The following is a 5,099-nucleotide window of genomic DNA, read 5'->3' on the forward strand; positions in this document are numbered from 1 at the left end:
TCGTTCCCTCTAAAGCATACTTATTTTTTTCATAATTCTTTTCCAATTTTCCTTCCAAATCGAACTTTAATTCAACCGTTTTTTCTTTAGACCGAAAATCAGCCGATGCTTTATAGTCTTGCTTTATATTCCGAATCTCTATATAAGCAATTCCACTCTCATCCTCTTCAAATACAAAGGAATCTACCTCTTCACCTACCAGAGAATCCCCATCGTTCAGAGGCTTTACCTCACAATCCTCCAGATATCTTGTATCATTTGGTTTAAAATATGCTCTGGCAGATCCTCCATATCCCACTGAATGTCCATCTTCATATTCATTACTTTCCTCATTGAATACTTTCCAGACGATGCTCCCAGCTCCCATTGGCTCACTACTAAGATTCAATGTCTTCTTTAATAAAGTATATTCAGGGATTTTGATAACACCCTCAGTCCCTTGTATCGGAATACGATGTTCTTCATATCCTTCTTTTTGTATCCTGACAATATACCCCTGCTGACGGTATTTAACAGTTATACTGTATTTTCCATGTTCATCAGTCTCTGTTTTATTCAGCACAATCTCTTCATCATCAGATACACTATGCTCTAAAATACTTACAGACACTCCGCTTTCGCCCTTGATCCTCCCTGATGAAGATGCGCTGATCATTCCCTCTATCTTTACCGCTTTTTCAATGGTTATCGTTTCCAGCTGTATTATATTATCTTCATCTGCATGATCAGGATCTATCTCTACCGTTTCTGTCACAAAATTTTCCTTGGATATACTTACCGAATAATCCATATCCTCTTTCAATTCAGCGGTAAACGTAAATTCCCCCTCTTCATTTGTCAAGTAAACATTCTCGCCTTCAACAGACTCATCATTCCGCTGGATGTCATTCGTTTCTTCTTCCACTTTTGGTTTCATCTTCAGGTGGACCTTGGCTCTACTTACAGCATTTGAACCAATATCAATTACTTTTCCACTTATCTGAAACCCCTTTTCTTCTGTTTCGGACTCTGTTTCTGTCCCATCCTCTGTCTCCGCTTCAGATTCTGTTTCTGGCTCTTCCTCTGTCTCCGCTTCAGATTCTGTTTCTGTCCCATCCTCTGTCTCTGCTTCGGATCCGGTTTCTGTCCCATCCTCTGTCTCTGCCTCAGATTTTGTTTCTGCTCCATTTTCCTTTTCAGCTTCTGTTTCCGTTCCATTTTCTGCCTCTGTTCCGGATCCGTTTTCTGTCTTATCCTCTGTCTTTGCTCCGGCTTCTGTTTCCACTGCAGGCTCCGCTTCAGTTTTTGGTTTTACTTGGGTCTCTGCTTCTGCGCTGTTCCCCGGAGCTGCTGCATAGACGGCATCAATCTGTCCGAATACTCTGGTGCAAACGATTACGAACAACAGAACTATAGCAATCCACCTCTTATTCTTATGAAATCCTTTCATAACTTCACCTCCTCTTCAAACATGGCTGCTTCCCCTTTTAAAGATCTGCTGACCTCATCCCTTACGATTTGAAAGTTTTTATCCATCACCGCCGTTGCTTCGTCTTCTTCTTTATCATCATCCCTCCATAAAGCAGATGTTTCCTCGTCTGTAGCATTCATGGAATTAATCAGCAAAACGGTATCTCCAGTTCTGTTTTTATTTCCTTCCACTTCCACATTCTCCAGCATATGTGTTAAATCCGATGTTTCTTCTTCCCGGATTCCCAATACGGGACTTACCTCTGCAACTCCTTTTCGATAAGCTTCGATATGTTTTCTAGCTGTTCTTCCCGATAATTCTCCTATTACTTCAATAATTCTCAAATGGAAAAATACAACTGCCGCGCTAATGAGAAAAAGACCTCCGATTCCAAAGCACACCAGCGATATCACCTGATAAACTTCTGCCTGTTCCATAACTACCTCCCGTTCTCCTTCCCTTCCTGTGCCCGGTATGCATTTGCGACAGCCTCTGCTGCGCTATCGGTTCTTCCCAGAATATACTCCTTGATCCCAGCCGTTTTATCCGTTGTTGTCTCAAGATCTCCTGTTCCGGATTTTACCTGTGCCAGAACAATCTCCATCTCATTTTGCGTAATACCGTCGCCTTTAAATTTTCTCGCATAAGTCTCTATGGCGTTGATTACAAGACGGTACAGTTCCAGGGATACGATTTCCTGTTCTCCCGGATCTTCGGACACCTGATCTGTCAGACCGGTGAGATTCCTCCAGTAGGGTGCATACAGACCTTTATCAGATGCCTCTTCCACATTTAACGTGATATCCCGGTTAAACTTTCCAATATCGCAATATATATTAGCCATATGGCGGTTTTCATAGGTCTCAGCCGTATAGGTCAGTACGTCTTCAAACCATTTAATTGCACTTTTAACTCTGGTAACCTGATTGTCCTCAGATTGATCTTTTCCATAGTCATAATAATACCAATACAGTTTTCCGATCTCAAAAGCCAGCTCCCCATATCCTTCTTCCTGCTGCAGAATTCCCAGATTCTCCTCTATGCATTTTTTGAACTGTACTTCTTCTTCAATGCTAAAATCTGCGTCTTCCTTGTAGGTATCCAGTAAACTTTTATATGCTTCCAGTGAATCCGGCTTAATCTTAATGGCATCAATCAGCAGTTTTGCTTTTTCTTCATTCCCTGTCTGTTTCACAGCCGTCCTGTAAATAAAGTCGTAATTATTATTATTTTCCACTGCTTTCAGGATCTGTGCGCCTGCTCCTCCTGCCATAAAGAGCAGAGATACCGCAATCAGGGTGATGAACACATTCAGCTTCTTCTTTTGTTCCTTCCGGTACTCCCCATCCACCGCTTCATAATGATTCAGGTCATACAGGAGCTGAACACAGGACTGATACCGGTCCTCCGGATTAGGCTGGGTACATTTTAAAATAATATTTTCAAGACCTCCGGAAAGCGCCGGGTTCCACTGACGAATAGGTACCAGTTCATAAGGCGGTTCGGAAGGGCTTTTCCCGGTTACCAGATGATAGATCGTAGCACCCAGACAATAAATATCCGTTCTTGCATCAGTCTGCCCCATTCCTCCAAATTGTTCCGGTGCCGCATAGCCTTTCGTACCCAGACTCGTTGTATCTTCCTGGCTGTTTTCCTTATATTCCCGTGCTATTCCAAAATCAATAAGCTTCACATTACCGTCTGGTTTCAGCATAACATTGGATGGTTTCATATCTCTATAAACCACAGACGGATTTCTGGTATGCAGATAATCCAAGACCTCGCATAGCTGTTTTGCCCATTTAATGACCTGCTCCTGGGGCTGTGCTCCGGTTTCACGCAGAATTCTGCTAAGGGGCTCCCCTTCGATATAGTCCATAATGACGTAGATCACTTCTTCACTTTCGATAATGTCTACGATTCTGGGAAGCGTGGGATGATCCAGCTGTTTCATTAAATTTGCTTCTTTGATTAAGCTTTGAATCTTGACCGCATTATCCCGGTCGTGGGCATGGCTCTGGATTTCCTTTATTGCCCACTGTTTGTTCAGCCTCTGATCCATTGCAAGGTATACCTTAGACATACCTCCCTGACCAATTTTCTTCAGTATTTCATACTTACCGTCAATGATTGTACCTATTGCTGCCATTTAATTACACATCTCCCTATTTCTCTTTCGTTATCTAAAGCCTGTTTGAAAAGTTATTCCTGCCACTATTTAATACAAATAATAATGGTAGAAATATTATCTTTTTCCATACGCTGTTTATTAAGCTCCACTAACTCAACCGCCTTTTTCCGGATGGTTTCCTCATCCTTCAGTTTTCCAGGATATAGCGCTCCGTGAATCTCATTTTCTGAAATCTCGTGACGAAATCCATCTGAACACAGCATATACGTACAGTTTCGTTCAGGCTTCCCTGACAGGAACTGGGGATTGATTTTGCCTCCTGCACCCAGGCATTGAAGTAAGATATTGCGTCTGTGGTCATTTTCCGCCTCCTGTCTCGTCAGTCTGCCATTTTTTACTTCTCGCTCCACAAAGGTATGGTCTTCCGTCAGCTGAGAGACCCGGTGCTTAATCCGGTATACCCTGCTGTCTCCAATATGTCCAATAATAAAAACCTCTGTTCCAACCATCAAAAACGCTGTTAAAGTCGTTCCCAGTTCAATTTCATTCCGGCTTCCATAACTATATATTCTTACATTGATTACCTCAAATAGTTCCTTCATGCTCTCCACGGTACTTTGGACTGAAAAATGATTCAACAAATGAGGAAATGTCTCAGAAAACCATTCTGAACATCCCTCTATTGCCGAGGCACTCGCCACTTCCCCCTTTTTCAATCCCCCCATACCGTCACATAACACAGCAAACAATACTTTTCCAAGGGGTGTATCTGCCTCTTTGATAAGAAGGCTGTCCTGATTTACTTTTTTGGAAATGCCAATGTCAGAATAGTATGTTGATAATATTTTCATACGATATCTCCATTACAATTTTTAAGATTCCCTTCACCATTTATCTGCTCATTAAGTTTACTGATCCATTTTTTTCTTTCATTGACTACAAATGCTTCCAACCGCCCATCTATACATAAGATTTCTATTGATTTCATTTTATGGGATCTAGAAACCATTCTTATATCTGCGTAGGGAATTATAATTTCTTTCGTGGTTTTATTATATTTATGTGCCACAAAATACAGATCGCTTTCGGTAAGAAACAACCATCCCCCTAAGCTGTTTTTTCCCTCCCAGTAATTTGCACCGCCTTCAAAAAAGATATCATGCTCCTCTGCTAACTTAGCCCGAAATATATTCATCTTTTTCGAAATATACATTACAAACAGCGTCATCAGTATGCCGAATAAAATTCCTGCACTTATACCTAATACGAAGGCTTTAAGGATGTCTCCATATATAAGTGCGCATACCACACTAAAAGATATACCAAACAAAAAAGCTGATATTAAAAAATTCTTTAAATAACTATTTTTTGCTCTCATTATGTACTTCCCTTTCACATATTCCTGACAGGCCTTATTTATACAAGAGCGTGTTTTAAAATTGCTTTCTGACAGCTGTACGTCACAGTTTGTGGGAGATTTGTCCCGAATGAAGGGCGCATAGCGGGCTATGTAACCTG

5 protein-coding genes and 1 pseudogene are annotated in these 5,099 nt (G+C 41.3%); 1 reads left to right on the forward strand and 5 read right to left on the reverse strand.

The genetic code is table 11. The features are described 5' to 3' along the window. The 5 genes and pseudogenes from ACH2DQ_RS04320 to ACH2DQ_RS04340 all read right to left on the reverse strand — a co-directional run. Positions 1–1,429, reverse strand: a pseudogene (locus ACH2DQ_RS04320) (hypothetical protein); the annotation flags it as partial. Beyond that, positions 1,426–1,887, reverse strand: a complete 462-nt coding sequence (locus ACH2DQ_RS04325; RefSeq protein WP_394910822.1) for a hypothetical protein — start codon at positions 1,885–1,887, stop codon at positions 1,426–1,428. The pseudogene ACH2DQ_RS04320 and the gene ACH2DQ_RS04325, both read right to left, overlap by 4 nt. A 2-nt stretch (positions 1,888–1,889) precedes the next feature. After that, positions 1,890–3,599: a serine/threonine protein kinase gene (locus ACH2DQ_RS04330; RefSeq protein ID WP_394910821.1), complete on the reverse strand. Its 1,710-nt coding sequence runs from the start codon at positions 3,597–3,599 to the stop codon at positions 1,890–1,892. A gap of 65 nt (positions 3,600–3,664) precedes the next feature. Beyond that, complete coding sequence (locus ACH2DQ_RS04335) at positions 3,665–4,432, reverse strand: PP2C family protein-serine/threonine phosphatase (protein ID WP_394910820.1); 768 nt, start codon at positions 4,430–4,432, stop codon at positions 3,665–3,667. Then, a complete protein-coding gene (locus ACH2DQ_RS04340) occupies positions 4,429–4,959 on the reverse strand; it encodes a hypothetical protein (RefSeq protein WP_394910819.1) in 531 nt (176 codons plus the stop codon). The genes ACH2DQ_RS04335 and ACH2DQ_RS04340 overlap by 4 nt, the downstream gene beginning before the upstream one ends. A gap of 75 nt (positions 4,960–5,034) precedes the next feature. Here ACH2DQ_RS04340 and ACH2DQ_RS04345 point away from each other — a divergent pair. Continuing rightward, positions 5,035–5,099: DUF6783 domain-containing protein (locus tag ACH2DQ_RS04345; RefSeq protein ID WP_395025711.1), on the forward strand; the 65-nt coding region annotated here is incomplete at its 3' end.

This window comes from Robinsoniella sp. (genome assembly GCF_034124845.1).